General features: G+C 73.0%; 21 protein-coding genes and 2 pseudogenes. 5 read left to right on the top strand and 18 right to left on the bottom strand.

Going from position 1 to position 26778, the window contains the following annotated elements; all coding sequences use genetic code 11:
• The first annotated feature begins 212 nt into the window (after nucleotides 1-212).
• Entirely contained in the window at nucleotides 213-506 is a 294-nt protein-coding gene (locus tag QMZ92_RS28200; protein WP_283300325.1) for an ATP-binding protein, read from the top strand.
• A gap of 24 nt (nucleotides 507-530) precedes the next feature.
• On the opposite strand, the gene QMZ92_RS28195 is transcribed toward QMZ92_RS28200, so the two are convergent.
• The 10 genes from QMZ92_RS28195 to QMZ92_RS28150 all read right to left on the bottom strand — a co-directional run bounded on the left by QMZ92_RS28195 (nucleotide 531) and on the right by QMZ92_RS28150 (nucleotide 13266).
• Nucleotides 531-2081 carry an MFS transporter gene (locus tag QMZ92_RS28195; protein ID WP_283300330.1) on the bottom strand — a complete coding sequence of 517 codons (1551 nt, stop codon included), beginning with the start codon at nucleotides 2079-2081 and terminating at the stop codon, nucleotides 531-533.
• Nucleotides 2082-2447: 366 nt separating this feature from the next.
• Nucleotides 2448-3161, bottom strand: a complete 714-nt coding sequence (locus QMZ92_RS28190; protein ID WP_283300324.1) for a GntR family transcriptional regulator — start codon at nucleotides 3159-3161, stop codon at nucleotides 2448-2450.
• A gap of 42 nt (nucleotides 3162-3203) precedes the next feature.
• Nucleotides 3204-4163: an ornithine cyclodeaminase family protein gene (locus tag QMZ92_RS28185; protein WP_283300323.1), complete on the bottom strand. Its 960-nt coding sequence runs from the start codon at nucleotides 4161-4163 to the stop codon at nucleotides 3204-3206.
• The gene (locus QMZ92_RS28180; protein WP_283300329.1) at nucleotides 4160-5182 is read right to left on the bottom strand and encodes a proline racemase family protein; all 1023 of its coding nucleotides are present in this window, start codon (nucleotides 5180-5182) and stop codon (nucleotides 4160-4162) included. The genes QMZ92_RS28185 and QMZ92_RS28180 overlap by 4 nt, the downstream gene beginning before the upstream one ends.
• Nucleotides 5183-5367: 185 nt before the next feature.
• Nucleotides 5368-6369 carry a proline racemase family protein gene (locus QMZ92_RS28175; RefSeq protein WP_283300322.1) on the bottom strand — a complete coding sequence of 334 codons (1002 nt, stop codon included), beginning with the start codon at nucleotides 6367-6369 and terminating at the stop codon, nucleotides 5368-5370.
• Nucleotides 6370-6451: 82 nt separating this feature from the next.
• On the bottom strand, nucleotides 6452-7357 hold the full coding sequence (locus QMZ92_RS28170; protein WP_283300321.1) for a dihydrodipicolinate synthase family protein: 906 nt from the start codon (nucleotides 7355-7357) through the stop codon (nucleotides 6452-6454).
• Nucleotides 7358-7686: 329 nt separating this feature from the next.
• The gene (locus QMZ92_RS28165; protein WP_283300320.1) at nucleotides 7687-9339 is read right to left on the bottom strand and encodes an FAD/NAD(P)-dependent oxidoreductase; all 1653 of its coding nucleotides are present in this window, start codon (nucleotides 9337-9339) and stop codon (nucleotides 7687-7689) included.
• Nucleotides 9320-9634 carry a (2Fe-2S)-binding protein gene (locus QMZ92_RS28160; protein WP_283300319.1) on the bottom strand — a complete coding sequence of 105 codons (315 nt, stop codon included), beginning with the start codon at nucleotides 9632-9634 and terminating at the stop codon, nucleotides 9320-9322. Before QMZ92_RS28160 ends, QMZ92_RS28165 begins: the two co-directional genes overlap by 20 nt.
• Nucleotides 9631-10821 carry an NAD(P)/FAD-dependent oxidoreductase gene (locus QMZ92_RS28155; protein ID WP_283300318.1) on the bottom strand — a complete coding sequence of 397 codons (1191 nt, stop codon included), beginning with the start codon at nucleotides 10819-10821 and terminating at the stop codon, nucleotides 9631-9633. Before QMZ92_RS28155 ends, QMZ92_RS28160 begins: the two co-directional genes overlap by 4 nt.
• A 69-nt stretch (nucleotides 10822-10890) precedes the next feature.
• Nucleotides 10891-13266 carry a collagenase gene (locus tag QMZ92_RS28150; RefSeq protein WP_502962158.1) on the bottom strand — a complete coding sequence of 792 codons (2376 nt, stop codon included), beginning with the start codon at nucleotides 13264-13266 and terminating at the stop codon, nucleotides 10891-10893.
• A 207-nt stretch (nucleotides 13267-13473) separates the two neighbouring features.
• Between QMZ92_RS28150 and QMZ92_RS28145 the strand changes: the two genes are divergently transcribed.
• The gene (locus QMZ92_RS28145) at nucleotides 13474-14859 is read left to right on the top strand and encodes an aminopeptidase P family protein (RefSeq protein WP_283300316.1); all 1386 of its coding nucleotides are present in this window, start codon (nucleotides 13474-13476) and stop codon (nucleotides 14857-14859) included.
• 27 nt (nucleotides 14860-14886) lie between these two features.
• Here QMZ92_RS28145 and QMZ92_RS28140 read toward each other — a convergent pair whose 3' ends face one another.
• Nucleotides 14887-15285 (bottom strand): RidA family protein, encoded by a 399-nt coding sequence (locus QMZ92_RS28140; RefSeq protein ID WP_283300315.1) that lies wholly within the window; start codon nucleotides 15283-15285, stop codon nucleotides 14887-14889.
• On the bottom strand, nucleotides 15282-16424 hold the full coding sequence (locus QMZ92_RS28135) for an acyl-CoA dehydrogenase family protein (protein WP_283300314.1): 1143 nt from the start codon (nucleotides 16422-16424) through the stop codon (nucleotides 15282-15284). The genes QMZ92_RS28140 and QMZ92_RS28135 overlap by 4 nt, the downstream gene beginning before the upstream one ends.
• A gap of 145 nt (nucleotides 16425-16569) precedes the next feature.
• Here QMZ92_RS28135 and QMZ92_RS28130 point away from each other — a divergent pair, with 145 nt between their 5' ends.
• Nucleotides 16570-18210 carry an AMP-binding protein gene (locus QMZ92_RS28130; RefSeq protein ID WP_283300313.1) on the top strand — a complete coding sequence of 547 codons (1641 nt, stop codon included), beginning with the start codon at nucleotides 16570-16572 and terminating at the stop codon, nucleotides 18208-18210.
• Between the two features lie 4 nt (nucleotides 18211-18214).
• Complete coding sequence (locus tag QMZ92_RS28125) at nucleotides 18215-19030, top strand: PaaX family transcriptional regulator (RefSeq protein WP_283300312.1); 816 nt, start codon at nucleotides 18215-18217, stop codon at nucleotides 19028-19030.
• Nucleotides 19031-19203: 173 nt separating this feature from the next.
• Here the strand turns inward: QMZ92_RS28125 and QMZ92_RS28120 are convergent, their stop codons facing one another.
• On the bottom strand, nucleotides 19204-21696 hold the full coding sequence (locus QMZ92_RS28120) for a bifunctional salicylyl-CoA 5-hydroxylase/oxidoreductase (protein WP_283300311.1): 2493 nt from the start codon (nucleotides 21694-21696) through the stop codon (nucleotides 19204-19206).
• The gene (locus tag QMZ92_RS28115) at nucleotides 21693-22520 is read right to left on the bottom strand and encodes an enoyl-CoA hydratase family protein (RefSeq protein WP_283300310.1); all 828 of its coding nucleotides are present in this window, start codon (nucleotides 22518-22520) and stop codon (nucleotides 21693-21695) included. Before QMZ92_RS28115 ends, QMZ92_RS28120 begins: the two co-directional genes overlap by 4 nt.
• A 240-nt stretch (nucleotides 22521-22760) precedes the next feature.
• Between QMZ92_RS28115 and QMZ92_RS28110 the strand changes: the two are divergent.
• A pseudogene (locus QMZ92_RS28110) lies at nucleotides 22761-23226 on the top strand (ATP-binding protein).
• 125 nt (nucleotides 23227-23351) lie between these two features.
• On the opposite strand, the pseudogene QMZ92_RS28105 reads toward QMZ92_RS28110, so the two are convergent.
• From QMZ92_RS28105 to QMZ92_RS28095, 4 genes and pseudogenes are all read right to left on the bottom strand, one after another.
• A pseudogene (locus QMZ92_RS28105) lies at nucleotides 23352-23794 on the bottom strand (APC family permease); the annotation flags it as partial.
• On the bottom strand, nucleotides 23779-23904 hold the full coding sequence (locus tag QMZ92_RS36545; protein ID WP_502962157.1) for a hypothetical protein: 126 nt from the start codon (nucleotides 23902-23904) through the stop codon (nucleotides 23779-23781). The pseudogene QMZ92_RS28105 and the gene QMZ92_RS36545, both read right to left, overlap by 16 nt.
• 128 nt (nucleotides 23905-24032) lie before the next feature.
• A complete protein-coding gene (gene argF, locus QMZ92_RS28100; RefSeq protein ID WP_283300309.1) occupies nucleotides 24033-25040 on the bottom strand; it encodes an ornithine carbamoyltransferase in 1008 nt (335 codons plus the stop codon).
• Between the two features lie 85 nt (nucleotides 25041-25125).
• Nucleotides 25126-26376, bottom strand: a complete 1251-nt coding sequence (locus QMZ92_RS28095; RefSeq protein ID WP_283300308.1) for an arginine deiminase — start codon at nucleotides 26374-26376, stop codon at nucleotides 25126-25128.
• Nucleotides 26377-26778 lie beyond the last annotated feature (402 nt).

The following is a 26778-nucleotide window of genomic DNA, read 5'->3' as shown; positions in this document are numbered from 1 at the left end:
GCGGCCGGGCGTTGCGCCCGGCCGGGCGGTGGTCGGACCTCTCATCAGCGTCTCCGACGGCACCCCTCGGACCCGGTGACACCACCCCCCAGGTCATCCGTTCGACAGGGGGCAACAGTCATGCCGGGCCCGGAGGCCAGCGGCCCTCTTGCAGGACCGCGAAAAACATAACGGGGGAAAACGGAGGTGGCGCGGCGGCGTGCCGCGCGGTTGTGGACACCGCGGCCCTGCTTCTGACCGAGGTGGTCGCGAACGCGGTCCGCCACGCGGACGGAGCGGTCATCGAGGTGGCCCTGGCCCGTGACCCGGCCCTGGGGGCCATCACCGGCGCGGTCTTCGACGGCACAACGGACATGGGCTCCGGAACCCGCTCCGGCGGCGCGCCCTCCGACGAGATGGAGTCGGGGCGCGGCCTGGACCTGCTGGAGGCCCTGGCGGCGTCCTGGGGCGTGGCCACGGTGGGTGACCGCGGCAAGTGGGTGTGGTTCCGGCTGGCGGGGGCCTGAGAACGGTGGTGGGTGCGGTGTGCGTCAGCGCACTCCCGGCCGCCCTGCCGTGCCCTTCAGTCGCGCGATGTCCGAGGGCCGTACCTGGATGACGAGCAGCGCGATCAGCGCGGCGACTCCGGTGAAGACAGCGGCCAGTACGAACGCGGCACTGGTCCCGGCAGCGAGCACCTGGTCGCCCCAGGGCGGCGGCAGTTGCCCGGTGCGCTCGTGGAACAGCCGCTGCGGCGGGGTCGCCCGGGCGAGGAACTCCGGCGTCAGGCGGGCCGTCTCGTGCGCGGCCGCCACACCGAACACCGTGACCAGGACGGACAGACCGAGCGACCCGCCGAGCTGCTGGCTGGTGTTGAGCAGCCCCGAGGCCGCGCCCGACTCGTACGGCGGGACGCGGGAGAGCGCCATGAGGGTGAGCGAGACGAACTGCAGCCCCATTCCGAAGCCGAAGAGGATCATCGGGCCGAGGATGTCGCCCCCGTACGTGGCGTGGACGTCGGCACCGGTCAGCCAGGACAGTCCGGCCGTGGCGAGCAGCGCCCCGGTCACCATGAAGGGCTTGGGCCCGAACCGGGGCAGGAGACGCGAGGCCAGGCCCGCTCCGGTCGCGATCACCGCGCTGACGGGCAGGAAGGACAGACCGGCCCGTAGCGGGCTGAAGCCGAGCACGTTCTGTACGAAGAGCGTCAGGAAGAAGAACATCCCGAACATCGCCGCGGCGAGGCTGAGCATCATCCCGTAGGTGCCCGAACGGTTGCGGTCGGCGAGCATGTGCAGCGGGGTGATCGGCTGCCTGGAACGGGTCTCCACCAGGACGAAGACCGTGAGGACCACGGCCGCGGAGACGAAGGACGCGAGCGTGCCCCCGTCCCGCCAGCCGTCCTGGGCGGCGCGGATGAAGGCGTAGACGAGAAGCACCATGCCGAGCGTGGAGGTCAGGGCGCCGGCGATGTCGAAGTGCCCCGGGTGGCGTGCGGACTCGCGGATGCGGCGCGGGGCGGCGAGGACGATGAGCAGTCCGATGGGCACGTTGACGAAGAAGACCCAGCGCCAGTCGAGCCATTCGACGATGACGCCGCCCGCGAGGAGCCCGATGGCACCGCCGGTCGCGGACACGGCGGCGAAGACGCCGAACGCCCGGTTGCGCTCTGGTCCTTCCCGGAACGTCGTACTGATCAGGGCGAGCGCGGTCGGGGAGGCGACGGCACCGCCGGCGCCCTGCAGGGCGCGGGCGGCGAGCAGTTGCGGGGCGTTCTGCGCGAGGCCGCCGAGCAGTGATGCGACGACGAAGACCAGTACGCCGGTGACGAACACCCGCCGCCGACCGAGGATGTCGCCCGTGCGTCCGCCGAGGAGCAGCAGACCGCCGAAGGCGAGCGTGTAGGCGCTCACCACCCAGGCCAGGCCCGTGGTGGAGAAGTGCAGCGATCGCTGGATGTGCGGGAGGGCGATGTTCACGATGGTGGCGTCGAGGACGACCATCAACTGGCACGATGCGATGACCAGCAGCGCGATCCCGTTTCCGTCGCCCCGGGCGGGGGCGGCGGTGTGCGGTACGGGGGTGGGCGAGGGCGTGGTCATGGCGTGGCTGCCTGGTCGGACGTCGGGCATCCGTCCTTCGACGGTAAGCCCGGCCGGAGAGGTCGACCAGTTGATCAGATGCGGGGCCGCGCGGAGGGTCGCTTGATCAACTGGGGCGTTCGGTATTCGAGTTCGGCGGGACGCCCGGCGGCCGGGGCGTCCGGGACGGGACGGGTCGGCCGGGGCCTCCGGGACGGGGCACCGGCAGCACCGGTTGCGGGGGAGGTGGGCGGCAACGGCTGCCGAGGCTTTGCCGACCGGGGGCGCCGGTCCTCTCGGGCCGGAGTGCCGGTCCCGGGCCGGGATGCGGGTGGTGGTCCCGGGCCGGGATGCCGCGGGCGCCGGGAACGGGTGGTGGCCCCTCCGTCAGTGGGCGCCGAGGGTGCGCTTGGTGCGCGGCTGCTCCACCGGTTTCTCCCCCGCCCGCGCCCAGAGGGAGCGGACGTGGCCGAGATGGCGGGCCATGCACTCCTCGGCGGCGAGTTCGTCACCGGCGAGCATGAGGTCGAGAAGTTCGTGGTGCTCCTCTGCGGAGGCGACCAGCAGGCCGAGTTCGTCGAGCCGCGTCAGCCCGTAGAGCCGTGAGCGCTTGCGCAGGTCGCCGACGGTCTCGACGAGACGCTCGTTGCCGGCCAGGGAGAGCAGGCCGAGGTGGAAGCGGCGGTCGGCGTCGAGGTAGCCGATCAGATTGTGGTTGCCCGCGTGCTCCACGATCTCCTCGGCCACCGGGCGCAGCGCCTCGAGCTGGGCCTCGGTGGCGATCTGCGTGACCCGGCCGATGGTCGGCACCTCGATCAGGGCGCGGAGTTCGGTGTACTGGTCGAGGTCGCGCTCGCTGACCTCGGTGACGCGGAAGCCCTTGTTGCGCACGGGTTCGACCAGTCCCTCGCGGGCGAGGTCCAGCATGGCCTCGCGGACCGGTGTGGCCGAGATCCCGAAGTCCGCAGCGAGTCCGGGCGCGGAGTACACATGGCCGGGGCGGAGTTCACCGGCGACCAGCGCCGCCCGCAGGGCGTGGGCGACCTGGTCGCGCAGCCGCTCCTGAGCGGTGATCAGGCCGATCTGCTTCAGGTCCCCCATGGCGCTTCCTCCGAGAATCCAGTGGAGGGCAAGCGTACAATGTCACGTTTCCCCGCCCTCTTCGGTCGTGGCCGCGCTGTGGACTGCGGCGGCCACGGCAAGATCCTCCCAGGCCATGCCCACGCTCTTGAAGAGCTGTGGACAACCGGCGGCGGGACGGGCGCGGCCGGTGGCCAGGTCGGCGAGCGTTCCCCTGATGTGGTCCGGCCCGACCGCCCCCTCGGCTTCGGGGAGGAGGATGTCCCCCGCCTCGCGCCTGGCGGCCGTACGTGCCTCGACGTACACGGCCGACCGGCGGACGAGTGCGGTGTCGGTCTCACGGGCGTCCGGTTCGTGGGAGCCGACGGCGACCACGGTGGCGTGGTCGGGGACCAGCCGGCCGTCGAACAGCGGCTGGCGCGCGGTGGTGCAGCACAGCACGAGGTCGGCGCCGGTGACGTCGCCGGGTGTGCCGGTACGGGCGTGCGGACCGAGCGCGCGGGCGTGCGCGGCGAGCGCCTCGGCGCTCTCGGTACGCCGCGAGACGACGGTGATGCGGGTCAACGGCCTTTCGGCGAGAGCCGCTTCGAGATGCCCGTACGCCTGGGGACCGGCGCCGAAGATCACCGCGTGGCGGGCGTCGGGCGCGGCGAGGTGCCTCAGGGCGACGGCGGAGACGGCGGGGGTGCGCAGCGCGGTCAGCGCGGCGGCGTCCAGGAGGGCCAACGGCATCAGGGTCGCCCCGTCGAGGAGCAGGTAGCTGCCGGTGATGCGCGGCAGCCCGCGGGCGGGGTTGGCCGGTGCGATGCCCGCGATCTTCACCCCCGCAATGCCGTCGGCGGCAGCCGGCATGAGCAGCAACTGTCCTGACGGCAAGGGAAGTTGTGTGCGGTGTGGGCCTTCCTCCGGGTCGATGCCGCCGAGGAGTGCGGCCTCGACCGCGTCGGCCGCGGCCGACGGCGTCAGCAGTCGGGCGACATCGGCGGCGCCGAGGTGGCGCGGTTCCGTGGCGCGCGCCTTCACAGCAGGAATCCGTTCGCCAGCGCGTCGTCGGGGTCGAGGTGGAAGGTGTGCTCACCGGTTCGGTGGGCCGAGCCGGTCACCTCGGTGACGGTGCCCTCGTCGGTGCGGGAGACCACGCGGCCGGTGAGGACCGTGCCGGCGACGGACTCGTGGTGCAGGACGTCGCCGGGACCGAGCCTGCCGTCCTCGGCGAGCAGGGCGAGGCGTGCGGAGGTTCCGGAGCCGCAGGGCGAGCGGTCGACCTGGCCGTCGGCGAAGACCGTAACGTTGGCCTGGGCGGGCCCGGCCGCGGTCTCTGGGAGCTCCTCGTGCAGTATCACACCGTAGACACCTGACAGCAGTGGGCTGTCGGGGTGCCAGGTGGCGGGGTGGCCGGCGAGCGCGGCCCTGATCTCCCGCCCGGCGCGGACGAGCCGGGGCAGTGAGGCACGGTCCACGTCGAGACCGAGCTGCGCGGCGGGCACGGAGGCGTAGCAGGCTCCGGCGTGGGCGATGTCGACGTCGGCCGTGCCGAAGCCGGTGGCGACCGGGACCTTCCGGGCCGTCACCCGGGCGGGGACGTTGCGGAAGGTCACGGCGGTGGTGCGGCCGTCCGCGCGGTGGACGGTGGCCGTGACCCGGCCGGACGGCACGTCGATCCCGACCCGTACGGAGCCGTCGTCCGGTGCCCTGACGCGGCCGCTGTCGACGGCCCAGGCACCGAGCGCGATCACACCGTGGCCGCATGCGGTGGAGTAGCCGTCCTTGTGCCAGAACAGGACGCCGAGATCGGCTCCTTCGTCGTCCGGTGGCACCACGAAGCCGCCGTACATCCCCGCGTGGCCCCGGGGTTCCTGGACGAGGAGCCGGCGGATGTCGTCGATGGGGCCGGGCCGGGGAGCCGTGGCGGAGCCTCCGGCGCCGATGACGTGGGCGCAGCGCTCGGCGACGGTGCCGCCGGGAACCGGGGGCAGTCCTCCGGCCACGATGCGGAAGGGTTGACCGGCCGTGTGGTAGTCGGTGGTGCCGACGGTCGTCAGCGGCCCGGCGCCGGTCGGGCCCTGGGGCGCCGGCGCCGGGGTGTTCGTTCCGGCCCCGGCCGGGGCGGCCGGGGCGGCCGGCTGAGCCGGGGACGTCGGCGCGCTCTTGGCCGGCGGCGCGGTGGGCGAGGCCGGCACGTCGGTTGGGGCCGGCGCGTTGGGTGAGGTGGGTGAGGACGGCGCGGTCACAGGAGGAAGCCTCCGGGGAACGGGTCGGACGGATCGAGGAAGTACTGGGCGGTACCGGTGATCCAGGCCCGGCCCGTGACGGTGGGGATCACTGCGGGCAGTCCGCCGACGGTGGTCTCCCCGACGAGACGGCCGGTGAACTCGGTGCCGATGAAGGACTCGTTGACGAAGTCCCGGCCGAGAGGCAGTTCGCCGCGGGCGTGCAGTTGCGCCATGCGGGCACTGGTGCCGGTGCCGCACGGGGAGCGGTCGAACCAGCCCGGGTGGATCGCCATGGCGTGCCGGGAGCGTACGGCGTCCGAGCCGGGTGCGGTGAGGTAGACGTGCTTGACGCCGGCGATGCCGGGGTCCTCGGGGTGGTCGGGCCGGGCGGTGGTGTTGACGGCGTCCATCACCGCGAGGCCGGCAGCGAGGAGGTCGTCCTTGCGGTCTCGGTCGAAGGGCAGCCCGAGGGCGTCGAGGGAGACGAAGGCGTAGAAGTTGCCGCCGTATGCCATGTCATAGGTGACGGTGCCGTACCCGGGGACGTCGGCCTTGAGGTCGGTTCCGAGGCAGAACGAGGGGACGTTGGTGAGCGTGACGGAACGCGCCTCGCCGTTCTCGACACGGACGTCGACGGAGACGAGCCCGGCGGGGGTGTCGAGACGGACGGTGGTGACCGGTTCGGTGACGGGCACCATGCCGGTCTCGACGAGGACGGTGGCGACGCCGATGGTTCCGTGGCCGCACATGGGCAGCAGTCCGGACACCTCCACGAACAGCACGCCGTGGTCGGCGTCGGGCCGGGTGGGCGGCTGCAGGATCGCGCCGCTCATGGCGGAGTGGCCGCGCGGCTCGTACATCAGCAGGGTGCGGATGTGGTCGAGGTGCCGGGCGAAGTGCAGCCGGCGCTCGGCCATGGTGGCGCCGGGGACGACGCCGACACCTCCCGTGACGACGCGGGTCGGCATCCCTTCGGTGTGCGAGTCGACGGCGTGGTAGACGTGGCGGGTGCGCATGGGTGGTGTCCCCTTCTCGTGCTGCCCGTTCGCGTGTTGCGCGTTCGCGTGTTCCCGGTCTCGTGCCGTGCGGTCGGTTCGGCTAGTGGTGGCCTTCCGCGAGTGCCTTCTCGGTCGCGGCGCGGACTGCGGTCTCCTGTTCACCGGTCAGGGGGGAGCGGGGCGGGCGGGTCGGACCACCGGGGCGCCCGGCAAGGTCCATGGAGAGCTTGATGGCCTGGACGAACTCGGTCCGGGAGTCCCAGCGCAGCAGAGGGTGAAGGGACCGGTAGAGCGGTAGCGCGGTGTCGAGGTCGCCGGCGACGGCGGCGCGGTAGAGCGTGGCGCAGGCGGCGGGGAGGGCGTTGGGGTATCCGGCGATCCAGCCGACCGCACCGGCCAGGGCGAGTTCGAGCAGGACGTCGTCGGCGCCGATCAGCAGGTCGAGGCCCGGGGCGAGTTCGGCGATCTCGTAGGCGCGGCGGACGTCGCCGCTGAACTCCTTGACGGCGACGATGCTCTGCTCGCCGTGCAGCCGGGCGAGCAGGTCGGGGGTGAGGTCGGTGCGGGTGTCGTAGGGGTTGTTGTAGGCGACGACGGGCAGACCGGACCGGGCGGCCTCGGCGTAGTGGGCGGCGACGGTGTCCGGGTCGGCGCGGTAGGCGTTGGGGGGCAGCAGGAGGACGGACCCGGCGCCGGCGTCGGCGGCCTGGTCGGCCCAGCGGCGGGCTTCGGCGCAGCCGTATGCCGAGACGCCGGGCATCACACGGCTCCCGTCGCCAGCCGCCTCGACGGCGGTACGCACGACACGGGCGCGTTCGTCGTCGGTGAGTGTCTGGTACTCGCCGAGGGAGCCGTTGGGGACGACGCCGTCGCAGCCGTTCTCGATGAGCCAGGCGACATGGGAGGCGTAGGCGTCGTGGTCGACGGAGAGGTCTTCGCGGAGGGGCAGGGCGGTGGCGACCATGATGCCGTGCCAGGGACGTGTGCGGCGGGGTGCGGATGCCATGGCGACTCCTAGTGTGAGGTGTGACATTTTACTGATCGGCACTCCACCGCCACAAGGGGGGGAGCCGCGGTGCGACGGTGGACTTCTGACGTGTCGTCGGGTGAGGGATTCCTGCTTGGCCGCCCGCCGACGGATGCTCGGCTGCAGGCCCTCGGGCCCGTCGGCTTCCGGCCCGTCGGCTTGCAGCCGTCCAGCGCAGGCCGTCGGTTCCCAGGTGGGCGATGAGCGGGCCCCTCAGCCGGCCCTGTCGCACCGGGGCGGCCCCGGTGGACGGTGCCGGTGGACCGTGCCGGGCCCCCTGACCGCCGTCCCGGGTGCCGTTCCCCGGGTCAGCGGTCCGCCGGGGCGGGCGGGTCGGATCGGTCGGGCGGCTGAGCCGGGGTGGGCGGGTCGGATCGGTCGGGCGGCTGAGCCGGGGTGGGCGGACCGTCCCCGGGCAGGCCGGCGAGGTGTCCGAGCGGTACGGGGCAGGACAGGGGCCTACGGTCCGGTGCCGGGGCCCCGCCGGCCAGCCGGGCGACCGCGGGGCCGCACATACGGCCCTGGCACCAGCCCATTCCGGCGCGAGTGAGCAGTTTGACCGTGCGGGTGTCGTGCGCGCCGAGTTCGCCGGCAGCCTGCCTGATCGCCCCTGCCGTGACCTCTTCGCAGCGGCACACATGGGTGTCGTCGTCGAGCCATGCGGTCCAGCCGTCGCCCGGCCGGTGCACGGCGGCCATCGTGTCGGCGAAGGCCCGCAGCCGGTCCCGGCGCCCGCGCAGGACCGCCGCTCGCGGCGGCAGCGGGATGCCGCGCAGGGCGCGGGCGACGGAGCGGGCGGCCAGTTCGCCTTCGGCCAGGGCGGGTTCGGCGCCACCGATCCCGCCGGTCTCCCCCGCCGCCCAGACACCCGCCACGGAGGTGCGCTGTTCGTCGTCGAGGGCGAGAGCGGGGGTGCCGTCGGCCGCGTGGCGGGTGGCGCAGCCGAGTCCGGTGGCGAGTTCGAGCTGGGGAACGAGTCCGTGGCCGGTGGCGAGGGCGTCGCAGGGGATGCGGCGGGCGCTTCCCGGCACGGGCCGCCAGTCGCGGTCGAGCCGTTCGACCGTCACCGCCTCGATCCGGGCGGTGCCGTGGGCGGCGGTGACCGCGTGGCGGGTGAGGACCCTTACGCCGTGCCGGAGCAACGTGGCGCCGTGCGCAGCCCCTTCGGCGAGTTTGCCGGGGTTGCGCAGCAGGGCGGCCGGCCGGCGCGCGTAGGCGGGGTATGCGGCGGCCTCGACGACCGCTGGCACGGTGGCACCGGCGGACGAGAGGGCGGCGGCGACGGCGAGCAGCAGTGGGCCGCTGCCGGCGACGACGGTCCGGCGGCCGGGGAGGACGAGTCCGGACTTGAGCATGGCCTGGGCCCCGCCGGCGCCGACGACGCCGGGAAGAGTCCAGCCGGGGAAGGGCAGTTGGTGCTCGTGGGCTCCGGTGGCGAGGAGGACGGTGCGGGCCCGGACCGTGACGGGTCTCTCGTCGCCGTCGCCGCCGGCGTCCTGTTCGCCGTCCTCCGGGACCCGGCCCGCGCCGGCGCCCTCGACGGCGGCGGCGTGCAGTCGCCAGACCGGGGCCGGGGCCGGGGCTCCGACCGGAGTCCGGGAGGACTCCCCCGCTTCCGTCGGCTTTTCGGGCAGGACGCTCCACACGTGGTGGCCGGGCAGGTACCGCAGGCGGCCGGTGGCGGAGTGGGCGCGCAGCCGGCGTTCGAGGCGGGCGAAGGTCTGCCAGTGGTGGTGCAGGGCCTGGGGCCGGGCGGCGCGGAGGCCGGGTGCGGGGTGGCGGTAGTACTGGCCGCCGGGGTGTTCGGCCGCGTCGAGGAGCGTCACGCGCAGTCCGAGACCGGCGGCGGTGACGGCGGCGGCGAGTCCGGCGGGGCCTGCGCCGACGACGGCGAGGTCGCAGGGCGTGTCACCGCGGGCGGCGCCGGGGGGTGTGCCGGGTTCAGACGGCGAGGTCGTCATGGCCGGTCCCCTTCTGCGTGGTGATCACGTCGCCCGGGCGGGCGGGGACGAGACAGGCGCGGCGGTTGGGGCGGCCGTTGACGGTGGCGAGGCAGTCGAAGCAGGTGCCGATCCCGCAGAAGGCGCCTCTGGGTGAGCCGCCGTGGCGGGTGGTGCGCCAGGCGAGGATGCCGGCGGCCCACAGGGCCGCGGCGATGCTCTGCCCGGGCAGGGCGGGGACGGGGAGCCCGTCGAAGCTGATCTCGTACGGAGGGCCGGGTTCTGCGCGGACGAGCCGGGCCGGGGTGGTGGTCACTGCGCTGCTCCTGCCTGGTCGAATCGTTCCCGGTCGAATCGTTCGGGCCGGAACGGCCGGAGGTCGAGGGCCGGACTGTCGCCGGCCAGTGCGGCGGCGACCAGGAGCCCGGTGGCGGGGGCGAGGCCGATGCCCGCGCCCTCGTGGCCGCACGCGTGGAACAGTCCGGGGACGCGCGGGTCGGGGCCGATGGCGGGGAGGTGGTCGGGGAGGTAGGGGCGGAAGCCGTGGTAGGTGCGGATGACGCGGACACGGGCGAGTACGGGGAACAGGGCGGCGGCCTGGCGGGCGAGCCGGCGGAGGGCTTCGGCGGACAGGGAGCGGTCGTAGCCGACGCGTTCGCGGGTGGCGCCGACCAGGACCGGTCCGGCGGGGGTGCCCTCGACGACGGCGGAGGACTGGAGGGCAGCGGAGCCGCTGGCGACGTCGGAGATGTAGTCGGCGGCGTAGACCTTGTGGCGGACGACGCGTGGCAGGGGTTCGGTGACGAGGACGAAGCCTCGGCGCGGGTGGACGGGCAGGTGGGTGCCGGCGAGGCGGGCGAGGTCGCCGGCCCAGGTTCCGGTGGCGTTGACGACGGCGGGGGCGTGGAGTTCGCGATGGGGTGTGCGGACGCCGCGCAGGGTGCCGTCGGGGTGGGTGAGGACGCCGGTGACCTGTTCGCCGAGGTGGACGGCCGCGCCCGAGCGGCGGGCCGAGGCGAGGAGTTGGGCGGCGGCGCGGGCGGGCTGGACCTGGGCGTCCTGGGGGTAGTGGAAGCCGCCGGCGAGGCCGGGGGTCAGATGGGGTTCCAGGTCGCGGAGAGCGTGGGCGGGGACTTCGCGTGTCTCGACGCCGGCTTCACGCTGGGCTTCGGCGAATCGGCGGAGTGCGGTGAGGGCGGTCTCGTCGGGCGCCACGACGAGACCGCCCTTGGGTTCGTACTCCGTCTCCGGTGGGAGGACGTCGGCGAGTTCGCGCCACAGCCGGGTGGACAGCAGCGCGAGGTCGAGCTCGGGGCCCGCCTCCTTGTCCGAGACGAGGAGGTTGCCTTCGCCGGCGCCGGTGGTGCCGCCCGCGACGGAGCCGCGGTCGACGACGGCGACGGCGAGGCCGGCGCGGCTCGCGTAGTGGGCGCAGGCCGCTCCGACTACACCGGCGCCGACGACGACGGCGTCCAGGGGGCCGCGAGGGTTTCCGGTGGACACAGCAGTAATATGTCACATTGCTGTGTCGCCGGGAAGGGAATCGCGGCAACGGCTCCGTCCCCGCCCGGCTCAGCTGCGCAGGGGCCCTTCGCAGCGGTAAGTGGACGTACCGGCACGTCCGTTGGACCAGATCTCGACCGGCCCGAAGGAGCAGTTCATGTCGGCGAGATTGGTGGAGGCGACTCCGGCGCGGTCGAGGATGAAGTAGTCGACGGTCTCGGACATGTCCTTGAAGACGAGGTCCGGGGAGGCGGAGTCGGTGAGGTTGGCGGTGATCCGGCCGGTGCAGGTGAAGCGCCGCTTTCCGGGGTCGTCGTTCTCCGTGCAGACGGGATGGGACTGGGTGGCGGCGGCGAAGGAGACGCGGACCGCTTCGGCCGAGGCGTCCCTGAGCCGGTCGTTGGGGGTGTAGGTGGTGTTGGGCACGAACAGCTCGTCGACCTTGGCGATCTGCGCGTCGAGGAACGCGTCGTAGGCGCGCTGGAGTGCCGGGTCGCCGCCGAGCCGGCCGCGCCAGGCATCGAAGCCCGCGGGGTCGTCCGCCCGGAGCAGGCCGTACATCTCCCGCAGCAGGGAGGGCCGTTCGGTCCACAGGAACTCGAAGAAGGTGCCCGCGTAGTCGTAGAAGCGGAATCCGTCTCCGTCGTAGGTGGCGTGGAGGAGCTGGTTCACGGTCATCCGGGGGCCGCCGGCGGCGGTGTCGTCGATGACGCCCTGGACGAGGGACCTGCGGACGGCTATGCCGTCGTCGCGGGTGGCGCCGTCGAAGAACTCGGCCGTGCCCTCGTCCATGGCCGTGGTGCGGTCGCCGCTGTACCAGGGGCCTTCGCCGAAGTACCCGGGCACCGCCCAGCGCCCGTTGAGATAGTGGACGTACTCGTGCCGGAAGAGTTCCTCGAGGGTGAGCGAGGAGTCCTGCGGGACCCTGCGCTGGTAGGTGTAGAACGTGGCGCCGCGTTCGATGTAGATGCCGCCGTTGTCGGTGCCCATGCCCGTGAGGAGGGGGTGGTAGACCTCGTAGTCGGCGCGGGAGGCGTAGAGCACGATGTTGAGTGAGGTGTTGGTGTCCCCGGCGAGCGGGGTCTCGGTGCCGAGCACCCGGTGGAACTGTGCCTTGACCTGCTTGCTCGCGTAGTAGAGCTGGTCGACGGTGGTGCGGTCGAGGCCGGTGCGGACCTTGATGGCGCCGTTGTCGTAGGTGAAGGTGTTGGGGAATATCCGCCGCTCGATGTCGTCCTTGCAGACCGCGTGGGGCTTGCACGCCCCGTAGAAGTTGAGCCAGGAGACGAGCGAGGCCCAGGGGCGGCTGCCGTTGCCGAAGTTGGCACGGGTGACGGGCAGCAGGACGCCGAGGTCGGGGACGATGCCGCCATTGAGCGCGGCGATCTGGCCGAAGCGGCCGTACTCGCTCAGCGCGTCGCGAACGACCCACTCGTTGACGGTGCCCTTGAGGTGGGTGTGGCCGGCGAAGGCCCGGAAGGCGGCGCGGTACGAGACGTTCCCCGTGACGACGTTGTGGAAGGCGGTGTCCTTGTTGCCCGGGTAGACGCCGAGGTAGTTGACGGAGAGGGCGGCGAGCGCCGCGCCGCCCCAGGAGGCGTCGTCGTACTGGCCCTTGTGGTACCTGTCCATCGTGGCGAGGACCTTCTTGACCAGCCCGAGCTGACTGTGCCGCAGGCCGGGGGCGCTGGCGGTGTAGAGCGCCTCCCGGAGGGTCTCGGCGTTGGCCCGGGTGACGTCGAAGGTGCGGGCGGCGGTACCGAAGTCGTTGACCGCGCGTCGCAGGACCTCGGTGGTCGGGATGTCGGTGATGTCGATCTCGGGGCGCGAGAAGTCGTGGTAGGCGACGGCGTGGAGGAAGGTGAACATCTCCAGCAGGTGGGTGCCGTTGGTGCCGTCGTGCGTGGCGGCGAGTGAGGATATGCGTCGGCCCACGGCCTGCACATGGGCGTCGGACATGACCGGGGCGAGGCGGGCGTCCCAGTCCCAGATGAGGCCGGAGAGGCATCCGTCGGCGGTGACGGCGGGGTCGGCGAGGAAGTCGGCGAGCTGCCGGGGGCCCAGGCGGGTGAGGCCGTCGAGGGTGCAGGGGACGCCGGCGGCGGTGCGGGTGCCGCCGCTCCCGGCCGCGTCGGTACGGGCGGAGGCGGAGCTCTGGCGGCCGGGGGTGCGGCCCTGGGCGAGGCCTCCCGGAGCGGGGGCGGGGGCTGCGGCGGGTTTGGGGGCGCGCGCGAGGCGGTCGACCTCGTCGTGGGGGTTCGCACCGTGGGCGGCGGGCGCGGGACGGCCGGTGAAGGCGGCGGGCGCGGGACGGGCCGCGGGATCGCCGGGTGCGGCGGCACCGGCGTGCGCGGCCTGGCCGAGCGGAGCGAGCAGGGCGACGGCGACCGCTGCGGCGAGCAGGGGTCTGCGGGATCGGGACAGCGTGGGTCGGGGTTGGGACACCGGTGTCTCCTGTGTGGGAGGTGGCTGGGGGTGAGTCAGCGGTGCGATGGTCGCGAACTCCGTTGAGGTACAAGGGGATTGGTTGTAACCGGAGCAGCGCGATGTGACCCGTAACATAGTAATGTGAAATTGCACTGACAACCCCTCAGCACCGTTCCGTATGCGCGGATTCGAGGATTCACGGATCCCTGGACTCGAGGAGCCGAGATGGCCGGCAGCGCCCCCCTCCCCCAGCGCCCCCGCACCGGCAGCCATGACCTGCCGGTTTCCCCGGAGTTGGCGGCGTTCATGACCGAGGGATGGGCGGAGGGGACGCCGCCCGCCGACGCCCGCGTCGCGGCCCGTGACGTGACGCCGGCCCGGCGGGCCCGGCTCTCGGCGCGCTTCCCCGGTGAACGGCTGCTGGTTCCGGCCGGGGAGGTGAAGGTCCGCTCCAACGACTGCGACCACCGCTTCCGTCCGCACAGCGCCTACGCCTGGCTGACGGGGCTGACCGGCGAGGACCAGCACGGCCATGTGCTGGTCCTGGAGCCGTCGGGTCCGGCCGGCGGGCACGAGGCCGTGCTGTACGTCCGCCCCCGGCCGGTGCGGGCCGCCGGCGACGACACGTTCTACCGGGACCGCCGGTACGGGGAGTTCTGGGTCGGTCGACGACCCGACCTGGCCGAGGCCGAGCGGTTGACGGGCGTCCGGTGCGTCCGTCTCGACGATCTCGGGCTGCTGCCTCCCGGCCGCGACGCCGCGTCCGATGCCCCGCTCGCCGCAGCCCTCGCCGAGCTCCGGCTGGTCAAGGACCGTTGGGAGATCGGTGAGTTGCAGCGTGCCGTCGACCACACGGCGGCCGGCTTCGAGGACGTCGTCCGTGCGCTGCCGCGTGCGCTCGCCCATCCGCGCGGTGAGCGGTTGGTCGAGGGTGTGTTCGGGCTGCGGGCCCGGTTGGAGGGCAACGGTACGGGCTACGAGACCATCGCCGCGTCAGGGGCGCACGCGTGCGTGCTGCACTGGACCCGCAACGACGGCCGACTCGACCCGTCGGAGCTGCTGCTGCTCGACGCGGGCGTGGAGACGGACACCCTCTACACGGCGGACGTCACACGCACGCTCCCGTTGTCCGGCCGCTTCTCCCCCGTGCAGCGGCGGGTGCACGAACTCGTCCTCGCCGCACAGGAGGCGGGCATGGCGGCGCTTCGGCCGGGGAGCCGGTTCCGTGACTTCCACCGCGCTTGCATGGGCGTGATCGCGGAGGGTCTGGCGGACTGGGGGGTGCTGAAGGACCGGGAGGGCGACCTCCACCGCCGGTACACGCTGTGCAGCAGCGGCCACATGCTCGGGCTCGACGTCCACGACTGCGCCCGGGCGCGTGCCGAGGCGTATCTCGACGGGGTGCTGGAGGAGGGGCAGGTGCTGACGGTGGAGCCGGGTCTGTACTTCCAGCCCGACGACGGGACGCTGCCCGCCGAGTTGCGAGGGATCGGGGTGCGCGTCGAGGACGACCTGGTGGTGACGGCGGACGGGGCGCGGCTGATGTCGGGGGCGCTGCCGCGGGTGCCGGAGGCCGTCGAGGAGTGGATGGGGTCACTGCTGGAGGGCTGACGGCGGGCGGGCCGCGTGGCGACCGGATCAGGGCAGTACGGCGAATCCGTCGAGTTCGACGAGGGCTTGTTCGTCCCAGAGGCGCACGGCGCCGATGACCGCCATGGCGGGGTAGTCGCGGCCGGCGTGCCGGTGCCAGATGCGGCCGAGTTCGCCGGCGTGGCGGCGGTAGTCGGCGACGTCGGTGGCGTACACGGTGACGCGGGCGAGGTCGTGGGGTGTGCCGCCGGCCGCGGCGAGGGCGGCGAGGAGGTTGGTGAGGGCGGTTTCGAACTGCTCGACGAGCCCGTCGCCGGTCACCTTGCCGTCGGCGTCGAGTGCGGTCTGGCCCGCGAGGAAGACCAGGCGGGAGCCGGTGGCGGCGACGGCGTGGGAGAAGCCGCCGGCGGGTGACAGCCTGGGCGGGTTGATCCGTTCGAGGCTCATCGGGTGGTCTCCTCGGTGCCGGCGGTGGCGTACAGCTCCTTGGCGATGATGCCGCGCTGGACCTCGCTGGCGCCTTCGTAGATGCGTGGGGCGCGCACTTCCCGGTAGAGGTGTTCGAGCAGATGGCCACGCTGGAGTGCGCGTGCGCCGTGGAGTTGTACCGCGGTATCGACGACGTACTGGGCGGTCTCGGTCGCGAACAGTTTGGCCATGGCGGAGCGGCGTGGCACGTCGGGGGCTCCGGCGTCGTAGGCGCAGGCGGCGGCGTGGACGAGGAGGCGGGCGGCTTCGGTCCGGGTGGCCATGTCTGCTGCCTGGTGGGAGACGGCCTGGAGGCTCTTGAGGGGGCCGCCGAAGGCGTTGCGGTGTGCGGTGTGGTGGAGGGTGGCGTCGAGTGCGGCCTGGGCCATGCCGACGGCGAAGGCGCCGACGCTGGGCCGGAAGAGGTTGAGGGTGTCCATGGCGACGCGGAAGCCGGCGCCGGGGATGCCGAGGACGTCGTCGGGGGTGGCGGGGACGCCGTCGAAGGTGAGGGCGCCGATCGGGTGGGGGGAGAGCATGTCGAGGGGGCGGCCGGTGAGGCCGGGGCGGTCGGCGGGGACGAGGAAGGCGGTGATGCCGCGGGCGCCGGGGGCTTCACCCGTGCGGGCGAAGACGGTGTAGAAGTCGGCCTCGGGGGCGTTGGAGATCCAGAGTTTCTCGCCGGTGAGGCGCCAGCCCGGGCCGTGCGGTTCGGCTGCGGCGTGGAGGGCGAGCGCGGCGGCGTCGGAGCCGGCTTCCGGCTCGCTGAGGGCGAACGCGGCGACGGCGCGGCCTGCGGCGACGGCGGGCAGCCAGCGGTCGCGCTGGGCGGGGGTACCCGATCGGTGGAGCGGGTGGGCGCCGAGTCCCTGGAGGGCGAGTGCGGTCTCGGCCTCGGTGCAGCCGTGGGCGAGGGATTCGCGCATCAGGCACAGGTCGAGTGCGCCGGCGGTGAAGAGTCGTGCCAGGAGGCCGAGTTCACCGAGGGCGGTGAGGAGCGGCCGGTTGACACGGCCGGGTTCGCCCTTGTCGGCGAGGGGGCGCAGTCGTTCGGCGGCCAGGGTGCGTAGTTCGGCGCACCAGGCGGTCTGTGCCGGTTCGAGCGAGAATGCGGGCATCCGATTCCCCACTTCCTGCGGCCGGATGACGGGGCGGGTGGCGCGGTTGCGCGGCGACCTCGTGAAGCAGGCTATCGCGGACCGTTGACTGTCGTCACCATCACGCTACGCTCGTTGCGCGACCCCACCACGACAAGGGGGCGAAATGGTGCTGACACCCTCGGCCGGCCCGGAGCTGACTCCTTCGGCTCATCACGACACGTTCACGCGGGACCATCTGCCGCCGCCGGAGCAGTGGCCGCGGTTGCTGTTCGATCTGCCGGAGCTGCGGTATCCGGAGCGGCTCAACTGCGGCGGGGAGTTGCTCGACACCACGATCGGGCGTCACGGGGCCGGCCGTCCCGCGTTCCGGGACGGCACGGGCGCCGTCTGGACGTACGGGGAACTGCGTGAGCGCGTCGACCGGATCGCGCATGTGCTGACCGGTGAGCTGGGTGTGGTGCCCGGCAACCGGGTACTGCTGCGGGGCCCGACCACGCCGTGGCTGGCCGCGTGCTGGCTCGCGGTGATGAAGGCGGGCGGGGTGGCGGTGACGGTCCTCGCCCAGCAGCGGGCCCGGGAACTGGCCGTCATGTGTGACATCGCACAGGTGACGCATGCGTTGTGCGACGTCCGCACCGTGGACGATCTGGTGAAGGCGGAGGTGCCCGGGCTGCGGGTCACCGCGTTCGGCGGGGACGGGCCCGACGATCTGCTGCGGCGGGCGGAGGGCGGTCCGGCCGTGTTCCGGGCGGTGGAGACGGCGGCGGACGACGTGGCGCTGATCGCGTTCACGAGCGGGACGACGGGCCGGCCGAAGGGGTGCATGCACTTCCACCGGGATGTGCTGGCCGTGGCCGACACGTTCTCGGCGCGTGTGCTGCGGCCGTCGCCGGACGATGTGTTCGCGGGGAGCCCTCCGCTCGGTTTCACGTTCGGTCTGGGCGGTCTGGTGGTGTTCCCGCTGCGGGCGGGGGCATCGACGCTGCTGCTGGAGCAGGCGGGGCCGGGTCAGTTGCTGCCGGCGATCGCCGAGCACCGGGTGTCGGTGCTGTTCACCGCGCCGACGGCGTACCGGGTGATGCTGGACGCTGTCGGCGGCCACGACGTCTCCTCCCTGCGGCGCTGTGTGTCCGCCGGGGAGAACCTGCCGGCCGCGACGTGGCAGGCGTGGCGGGAGCGGACGGGGCTGCGGATCATCAACGGCATCGGGGCGACGGAGCTGCTGCACATCTTCGTCTCGGCGGCGGACGGGGACATCCGGCCGGGGACGACGGGCGTTCCGGTCCCGGGCTGGGAGGCGCGGGTGGTGGACGGGGACTCAGGGGATCCGGTGCCGGACGGTGAGCCGGGGCTGCTGGCGGTGCGGGGGCCGGTGGGCTGCCGCTATCTGTCGGATCCGCGGCAGGGCGTGTACGTGCGGAACGGCTGGAACCTGACGGGTGACATGTACGTACGGGAGCCGGACGGGTGGTTCCGCTATGTGTCCCGCGCCGACGACATGATCATCTCGGCGGGGTACAACATCGCGGGCCCGGAGGTGGAGGACGCCCTGCTCGCGCATCCGGATGTGGTGGAGGCGGCTGTGGTCGGCCGCGCCGACGAGCTGCGGGGCCAGATCGTGGTGGCGTACGTGGTGGTGCGGGACGGTACCGCGCGCGACGAGGCGGGTGCCGAGGCGTTGCGGGAGTTCGTGAAGACGCGTCTGGTGCCGTACAAGTGCCCGCGGGCGATCGTCTTCCTGGACGCGTTGCCGCGCACGCCGACGGGGAAGCTGCAGCGGTTCCGGTTGCGGGGCCTAGAGTGATCACGTGGCCGAGCAGCACACTCCCCGTTCCCTGATCGTCACCCTGTACGGCGCGTACGGACGCGAGTCGGCGGGGCCGTTCGCGGTGGCGGAGCTGATCCGGCTGCTGGGGGCGGTGGGCGTGGACGCCCCTTCGGTGCGTTCGTCGGTGTCGCGGCTGAAGCGGCGGGGGCTGCTCGTCCCGCAGCGGACGGGGACCGGGGCGGCGGGCTACGCCCTGTCGGCCGACGCGCGGCAGCTGCTGGACGACGGTGACGAACGCATCTTCGGCCGCCGTGCGGCGTTGCTGTCGGACGGCTGGGTGCTGGCGGTGTTCTCGGTGCCGGAGGCGGAGCGGCACAAGCGGCATCTGCTGCGGTCGCGTCTCGGCAGGCTGGGGTTCGGCACGGCGGCGCCGGGGGTGTGGATCGCGCCGGCGCGCTTCTACGAGGAGACGCGTCACACCCTGCGGCGGCTGCAGCTGGATCCGTACGTGGACCTGTTCCGGGGCGAGCATCTGGGGTTCGCTGCGACGGCCGAGGCGGTGGGTCGCTGGTGGGACCTGGCGGGGGTGGCCAAGCAGCACGAGGAGTTCCTGGACGCGCACGGCCCGGTGCTGCGGGCCTGGGAGTCGCGTGGGGCGACACCGGCGGAGGAGGCGTACCGGGACTACCTCCTGGCGCTGGATTCGTGGCGTCGGCTTCCGTACGCGGATCCGGGGCTGCCGGCGGAGCTGTTGCCGCAGGACTGGCCGGGCGGGCGTTCGGCGGAGGTGTTCTCGGGGTTGCACGAGCGGCTGCGGGACGCGGGCGCGGGGTACGTCCGGCCTGACGGCGTGTGAGCGGTCGGCGGTTGCGGGGGTTCGGCTCCGTCGCCGGACGGGCCTCGCGCGGGCGCCGGTCCTGACGGGCGAGTCCGGCCGCGTCGGGCGTCGGGCGTCGGGCGTCCACGGTAGGGGTGACGGTCTCGTTCACGGTACGGGTGACGGTCTCGTTCACACCCGGACCCGGTGGGTCACGGCTTCTTCGGTGCCCCGGTGAGGGTGAGGCGCGGCTTGGGGGCGTCGGTGCGGCCGGTCGGGGGTGTGCGGCTGCCGGCCCGATAGGGCGCGGGCCAGGGTGCGGCGGGTCCGGCGTAGCTCTGCTCGGCGGCGGCGTGGAGCGTCCAGTGGGGGTCGTACAGGTGGGGCCTGGCCAGGGCACAGAGGTCGGTGCGGCCGGCGAGGAGGAGGGAGTTGACGTCGTCCCAGGAGGAGATCGCGCCGACGGCGATGACGGGGACGCGGAGGGTGTTGCGGATGCGGTCGGCGTAGGGGGTCTGGTAGGAGCGGCCGTACTCGGGGCGTTCGTCGGGGACGACCTGGCCGGTGGAGACGTCGATGGCGTCGGCGCCGTGGGCGGCGAAGGCACGGGCGATCTCCACGGCGTCGTCGGCCGTGGTACCTCCGGCGGCCCAGTCGGTGGCGGAGATCCGGACGGTCATGGGCCGGTCGTCGGGCCAGATGCCGCGGACGGTGTCGAAGACTTCGAGGGGGTAGCGGAGGCGGTTGGCGAGGCTGCCTCCGTAGGCGTCGGTGCGGTGGTTGGTGAGGGGGGAGAGGAAGCCGGAGAGGAGGTAGCCGTGGGCGCAGTGGAGTTCGAGGAGGTCGAATCCGCAGTCGGCGGCGCGGCGGGCGGCGGCGGCGAACTGGTCGCGGACGAGGGTCAGTCCGGCGCGGTCGAGCTGGTGCGGGGTCTGGTTGACGCCGGGCCGGTACGGGAGGGGTGAGGCGGCGACGAGGGGCCAGTTGCCGTCGGGCAGGGGCTGGTCGATGCCTTCCCACATGAGCCGGGTCGACCCTTTGCGGCCGGAGTGCCCGAGTTGGACGCCGATCGCGGTGCCGGGTGCTTGTCCGTGGACGAAGTCGGTGATGCGGCGCCAGGCGGTGGCGTGTGCGTCGGTGTAGAGGCCGGCGCAGCCGGGGGTGATACGGCCTTCGGCGCTGACGCAGACCATCTCGGTCATGACGAGTCCGGCTCCGCCGAGGGCGCGGGCGCCGAGGTGGACGAGGTGGAGGTCGCCGGGGTTGCCGTCGTCGGCGGAGTACATGTCCATGGGTGAGACGACCACGCGGTTGCGCAGGGTCAGCCGGCGCAGCCGCAGGGGCGTGAACATGGGCGGGGTGCCGGGCGGGCATCCGAAGTCGTCCTCGACAGTGCGGGTGAAGGCGGGGTCGCGCATCCGGAGGTTGTCGTGGGTGACGCGGCGGCTGCGGGTGAGGAGGTTGAAGGCGAACTGGCGGGGTGGCTGGTCGAGGTAGGTGTGGAGGTCCTCGAACCAGCGGAGGCTTGCGGCGGCGGCGCGCTGGGTCGATTCGACGACGGGGCGGCGTTCGGCCTCGTAGGCGGTGAGGGCGTCGGGGAGGCCGGGGTGTTCCTCGATGCAGGCGGCGAGGGCGAGTGCGTCCTCGACGGCCAGTTTGGTGCCGGAGCCGATGGAGAAGTGCGCGGTGTGCGCGGCGTCGCCGAGGAGGACGGTGTTGCCGTGGGACCAGCGTTCGTTGACGACGGTGCGGAAGGCGGTCCAGGCGGAGTTGTTGCCGCGGAGGGGGCGGCCGCCGAGGGCTTCGGCGAAGATCTTGGCGCAGCGTTCCGCGGACTGCTGCTCGTCGCATTCGTCGAGTCCGGCGGCGCGCCAGACCTCTTCGCGCATTTCGACGATGACGGTGGACGCTCCGGTCGTGCGGGGCTCGCCGGAGTGCTCGGTCTGCGGGTCGGGGCCGGGTTCCGGGCGTTCGAAGGGGTAGCCGTGGAGCTGCATGACGCCGTGTTCGGTCTCGGCGATGTCGAAGCGGAAGGCGTCGAGGGCGAAGTCGGCGGCGAGCCAGATGTAGCGGCAGCGGTGGGTGGTGATGCGGGGGCGGAAGACGTCGGCGTGCGCGGTGCGGGTGGTGCTGTTGACGCCGTCGGCGGCGATGACGAGGTCGTGGTGGGCGGCGAGTTCGGCCGCGGGTGGGGCCGGGGTGCGGAAACGGAGTTTCACGCCGAGTTCCCGGCAGCGGTCGTGGAGGACGCGCAGGAGGCTGTGGCGGCCGAGTGCGGCGAATCCGTGTCCGCCGGAGGTGAGGGTGTGGCCGCGTCGGACGATGTCGATGTCGTCCCAGCGGACGAATGCGCGCTGGAGTGCGCGGTGGACGGTGGGGTCGGCGTGTTCGATGCCGCCGAGCGTCTCGTCGGAGAGGACGACTCCGAAGCCGAAGGTGTCGTCGGGGGCGTTGCGTTCCCAGACGGTGATGTCGCGTGCGGGGTCGAGGCGTTTGAGGAGTGCGGCGGCGTAGAGGCCGCCGGGGCCGCCGCCGACGACGGCGACACGCAGGGGGACGCTCCGGCGTGGTGTCCGGTCGGCGCCCGGGAGGAGGCGGGGGGCGTCCGGGGCGCCGGACGTGCCCGATGTGCCCGGGGGCGGCGCTCCGGGGGCGGTGCCGGACGGGAGCGGGGCGTCCGGAGTACGGGGTGGCGGCGGGGTCATCGTCCCTGCCAGTTCGGGGCGCGCTTCTCGGTGAAGGCGGCGTGGAACTCGGCGTAGTCCTCGCCGTTCATCAGCAGGGCCTGGGTGGCGGCGTCCAGTTCGACCGAGGCGGCGAGCGGCATGTCGAGTTCCGCGGTGAGCAGCGCCTTGGTCTGGGCGTGGGCGAGGGCGGGGCCGTCGGCGAGGCGGCGGGCGAGGTCCGCGGCGGCTTTGTCGGCCTGGCCCTCCTCGGTGAGTTCGCTGATGAGTCCGATGCGTTCGGCCTCTGCGGCGCGGACGGGTTCGCCGAGCATCAGCAGCCGGGTGGCGTGGCCGAGGCCGACGACGCGGGGCAGCAGATACGCGGCGCCCATGTCTCCGCCGGAGAGCCCGACCTTGGTGAAGAGGAAGGAGAACCGGGCGGTGGGGTCGGCGACGCGGAAGTCTGCGGCGAGGGCGAGGACCGCCCCGGCGCCGGCGGCGGCACCGTGGACCGCGGCGATCACGGGGAAGGGACATTCGCGCAGGGCGCGCACGACCTGGCCGGTCATCCGGTTGAAGTCGAGGAGCTGGGCGGTGTCCATGGCGAGGGTGGCACCGATGATGTCGTCGACGTCGCCGCCGGAGCAGAAGCCGCGGCCGTCGCCGGCGAGGACCAGGGCGCGCACGGAGCGTTCCCGGGAGAGTTCCGCGAGCAGGTCGCGCAGGTCGGCGTAGGCGCCGAAGGTGAGCGCGTTGAGCTTCTCCGGTCGGTCGAGGGTGACGGTGGCGATGCCGTCCTGCCTGGTCAGCCGGATGTGGCGCCACTGCTGGGTACGGGGTGCGGAGCTCGGAAAGGGGCTCATGGACGTGTGGCCTCCTTCGGTGGGCGCGTCTCGTCCCACGTCTGCCTGCCACCTGAATTTATCACTTGTGCGTGACTTCCGTCACGAGGACGCGATAACTCGGGCGGGCGTCGCGGCTCGACGAAAGGCCTGCCGTGGGTGCGGCACGACTCCCGGCGGAACGACGGGGGCATGGCGTCGCTCCCGATTCCGTCTCGTAAGGCCAGTACCAGACGCAGCACCGGCCGCATGCGGGCCGTGATGGGAATCAGAGCCCTGTCCCACTCCCCCGGAACCGCCCCCGCCGCCGCGGCCACCGCCCTCTGGCGGATCGCGCTGCCGCACGCCAACCCGGCGGTGCCGATCGCCCACGCGCTGGTGCGCACGGCCCTGGCGGACGTCGAGGACGGGGCCGACTGCGACGCGGCGGAGTTGCTCACGGCGGAGCTGGTCGCCCATGCCGTCGGGCACACCGACGGCGTCACCCCGATCGAGCTGACGGTGGAGCTGCTGCCGGAGGGCCGCCGGGTCGAGGTGCACGACCCCGACCCGTCCCCGCCCGGCCGGCTGTCCGGCCCTCCCCCGGCACCCGGTGCCCGACCCGCGGCAGGAGCACGGCCGCGGGCTGCTGCCGGTGCGCATGCCGAGCGCGACGTGCGGACACCGTCCGACCGCGCGGTGGAAGGCCGTCTGGTTCAGACTCCCTGGGGCTCCCGCTCAGGTGTGACCTCGGCCCTCGTCTCGTCCGCCGTCCCGGAAGGGGTGGCTCCGGTGCCGGCGAGGCGCGAGTTGCGGCGGCCGTGGAGGCCCTACACCAGGGCGCCGGCGGAGAGGAAGGCGGAGAACTGGAGCCACGCCGCCCCCGACGCCGGAGCCGGTGACCTTGTCGACGATGAGCGAGAGGGCGGCGGGCTTGTCGGCGACGTCGTCCGCGGACATGGCGCCGATGGCGCCGAGCGCGACGGTGCAGTACAGCAGGGTGACCAGGCCGATGCAGATCATGATCGCGAGGGGGATGTCGCGGCGCGGGTTCTTCACTTCCTCGCCGGCGGTGGTGATGGCGTCGAAGCCGATGTACGAGAAGAACGCCAGGGAGGCACCGGAGGTGATGCCGGCGAGCTCGTGGGGGGCGAACGGGGAGAGGTTGCCGGACTCGTAGGCGGTGAACGCGACGGCGCAGAAGAGAGCGAGGACGGCCGGCTTGACGACGGCGCCATGGCCGCGGTGGCGCGGGCGGACTCGCGGATGCCGCGGACGAGGAGCGTCGCGGCGAGGAGGATCACGACGACGGCGGGCCGACGCCGAAGCAAACCAGCCGGAAGAGTCCCATGGTGCGTTTGAGGCCGTGGCCCTCGCGATCGGCGCCGGAGTCGGCGATCAGTTGGGCCGGGCTCTTGACGCGCATGGGTGGATCCCTTCTCGGTGGTGCCGGGGTCGTGCAACGCGACGGGGTCCGGGCCTTGTGAGCCCGGACCCCACCTGAACGGGAGAGATGCACCGCAGAGCCGCATACGCCCCGAATCGCGTGTACGGCTATCCGGCCGCGGCCATGGTCGCCACGAGGACGGCCTTGATCGTGTGCATCCGGTTCTCGGCCTCGTCGAAGACGACCGAGTGAGGGGACTCGAAGACCTCGTCGGTGACCTCGAGCTCGGTGAGGCCGTGCCGTTCGTGGAGCTCACGGCCGATGCGGGTGCCCAGGTCGTGGAAGGCGGGCAGGCAGTGGAGGAACTTGACGTCCTGGTTGCCGGTGGCGCGCAGGACGTCCATGGTCACGGCGTAGGGGGCGAGGGCCGCGATGCGCTCGTCCCACACCACCTTGGGCTCGCCCATGGAGACCCAGACGTCGGTGGCGACGAAGTCCGCGCCGGCGACGCCCTCGGCGATGTCCTCGGTCAGGCTGATCGCCGCCCCGCTCGCCTCCGCGGCCGCGCGGGCCGCGGCGACGACGTCGTCGGCGGGCCAGTAGGCCTTGGGGGCGACGATCCGCACGTCCATGCCGAGCAGGGCTCCGGTGACGAGGTAGGAGTTGCCCATGTTGAAGCGGGCGTCGCCGAGGTAGGCCAGGGTGATCGAGGTGAGGGGCTTGTCGGTGTGCTCGGTCATGGTGAGCACGTCGGCGAGCATCTGGGTGGGGTGCCAGTCGTCGGTGAGCCCGTTGAACACCGGGACCCCGGCGTACGCGGCGAGTTCCTCGACGGCCGCCTGGCTCTCCCCCCGGTACTCGATGCCGTCGTACATCCGGCCGAGCACGCGTGCGGTGTCCCTGACCGACTCCTTGTGCCCCAGCTGGGACGCGGCCGGGTCGAGATACGTCGTCGACGCCCCCTGGTCGGCGGCGGCGACCTCGAAGGCACAGCGGGTGCGGGTGGACGTCTTCTCGAAGATCAGCGCGATGTTCTTCCCGCGCAGACGCGGCACCTCGGCGCCGGCCCGCTTGGCGGCCTTGAGCTCGGCGGCCAGGTCGACGAGGCCGCGGAACTCCTCGGCCGTGAAGTCGAGCTCCTTGAGGAAGTGGCGGCCTTCGAGTTGTGTCGCCATGGTCGGCTGCTCCTGGATCGCGAACGGGACAATGGAATTCTATACACACTCCTGTATTGCTATACGACCGGGTCGGGTGGCGGCGTCAGGCGCCCGGCTGGACGGCGTCCCGCTCCACGGGACAGCTCATGCAGCGGGGGCCGCCCCGGCCGCGGCCGAGTTCGCTCCCCGGGATCTCGATCACCTCGATCCCCTGCTTGCGCAGATGTGTGTTGGTCGTCACGTTGCGGTCGTAGGCCACGACCACGCCGGGCTCCACGGCGAGGACGTTGCAGCCGTCGTCCCACTGCTCCCGTTCCGCCGAGTGCACGTCCTGCGTCGCGGTGAGCACACGGATGTCCTTCAGCCCGAGAGCCGCCGCGATGGCGCTGTGCATGTGCTCCGGCGGGTGGTCGGTGACCCGCAGGGACACGGGCCGGTCGCCCCCCGCCGGCTCGATCGTGTACGAGCGCAGCATGCCGAGGCCCGCGTACTGCGTGAACGTGTCGTGGTCCACCATCGTCATCACCGTGTCCAGGTGCATGAACGCGCGGCGCTTGGGCATGTCGAGCGCGACGATCGTCCGGGCCGAGCCGGCGGCGAACAGTCCCCGGGCGAGCATCTCCACGGCCTGCGGGGTGGTGCGCTCGCTCATGCCGATGAGCACGGCCCCGTTGCCGATGACGAGGACGTCGCCGCCCTCGATGGTGGAGGGGTAGTCGTCCTGGCCCTCGGACCAGTGGTGGAACTCGCCCGCCTCGGGGCCGGTGAACAGCGGATGATGCTTGTAGATCGCCTCGAAGTGCACGGTCTCGCGCTGACGGGCGGGCCAGCGCATGGCGTTGATGGAGACGCCGTCGTAGATCCAGGCGGAGGTGTCGCGGGTGAAGATGTGATTGGGCAGGGGGCCGAGGAGGAAGTCGTCGAGGTCCATCACGTGGAAGCGGACCGACGACGGCTCGGAGTGGCCGGCGAGGAACTCCCGCTTCGTCATGCCTCCGATGAGCGCTTCGGTGAGCCCTCGGGTGTCCATCTCGTCGAAGGCGGCCCGCAGATGGTCCGTGGCGAGCGGACCGTACTCCTTCTCGTCGAAGACCCGGTCCAGGACGAGCTTGCGCGCCGCCGGGATCTCCAGCGACTCGCGCAGCAGGTCGCCGAAGAGATGGACGGCGACGCCCCGGTCGCGCAGCACGTCGGCGAAGCCGTCGTGCTCCTGGCGGGCGCGCCGGACCCAGAGCAGGTCGTCGAAGAGCAGCGCGTCCTTGTTGCTGGGCGTGAGCCTCTTCAGCTCCAGATCCGGCCGGTGCAGAACGACCCGGCGCAGCCGCCCGGTCTCGGAGTCGACGTGGAATCCCATGCCCCCATCCTGGCCGTCCGGAGGGCACTTCACCCGGCGAACGCCCGGACCGTGCGCTGCCGTATCCCGCGCCGCGCGGCCGCCGGGCGCTCCTGGGCGGCCGGCTCGGGGACGAGGGGCGCCCCGCCGGCCCGCTCCGGCTCCCGGCCCCGGAGCGGTACGCGGACCGCGGGGCCCGCCGGTGGTGGGTGACGCGGACGCGACCGCCCGCGGGCCGCGGCTGTGGCGCCGCGTCTCCTCCGGTCGCCCGGACCGGCGCCCGACCCGGTGGTGGTCCTTTCCCCCACGCCGTCCTCCCACGCCGTCCTCCCACGCCGTCCCACTGCGCACACGGTGCGCACCCGCCCGGACGCCGTCCCGAAGAGCCTGCCCGGAGCGGGTGGTCCCACCGTACGGGGAGGC

It is taken from the genome of Streptomyces sp. HNM0645 (assembly GCF_030056615.1).
GTDB classification, from domain to species: Bacteria; Actinomycetota; Actinomycetes; order Streptomycetales; family Streptomycetaceae; genus Streptomyces; species Streptomyces marianii.
Note: the sequence above shows the minus strand (reverse complement) of the source record. Positions and strands in the feature narration are given on the sequence as shown.